Here is a 600-nt window from a genome sequence, read left to right as displayed (position 1 = left end):
TCAGGTCGGCAGCTATTTTGGCCTCACCGGCACGCCTTATGACAGCGGCGAGCGAAGCCGGGAGCAGGGCATCAGCAAGGCCGGCAACCGGCGGGCCCGTGAGCTCGCCATCGAGCTGGCGTGGCTATGGACAGTCCATCAACCGGACAGCGCGCTGACGCGCTGGTTCCGCGAGCGGGTGCGCAACATCAAAGGACGCATCCGGCGCATTGCAGTCGTCGCCCTGGCGCGCAAGCTGATGGTCGCGCTGTGGCGCTATCTCACCACCGGTGTCATCCCCACCGGCGCCGTGCTGCATTCTGCTTCCTGAACGGCCAGGCGCAATGACGGCCGACGTGAGCCAGGACAGACGCGTGACCGTCCTCATCCAGGGGAGCAAACCACCCGCTCTCTCAGATGGGTCCCGTCCTTGCTGGGCTTTGCCTTCACCCGTGCATGAAAGATCAGGGTACCGGGCCGCGTGCCCGACCGGATACAAGGTGATGCGGTCCTGCCGCATTGTCGTTCACGGCCCAGGCCTCGCATCACGTCCCGCCTGCCAGCGCCGATGCGCATGTTGCGAACGCTCCATTGTGGCGCCGAGCTCGTCGCGGTCAAGGC

At 66.2% G+C, this 600-nt stretch carries 1 protein-coding gene; it reads left to right on the top strand.

Annotated elements, in window-relative coordinates; all coding sequences use genetic code 11:
• Positions 1-310: transposase (locus tag HZZ13_RS37840; RefSeq protein WP_197964220.1), on the top strand; the 310-nt coding region annotated here is incomplete at its 5' end.
• Positions 311-600 lie beyond the last annotated feature (290 nt).

It is taken from the genome of Bradyrhizobium agreste, from assembly GCF_016031625.1.
Lineage (GTDB): Bacteria > Pseudomonadota > Alphaproteobacteria > Rhizobiales > Xanthobacteraceae > Bradyrhizobium > Bradyrhizobium agreste.
The sequence above is the reverse complement of the archived record's forward strand: the minus strand, read 5'-3'. Positions and strand labels throughout refer to the sequence as shown.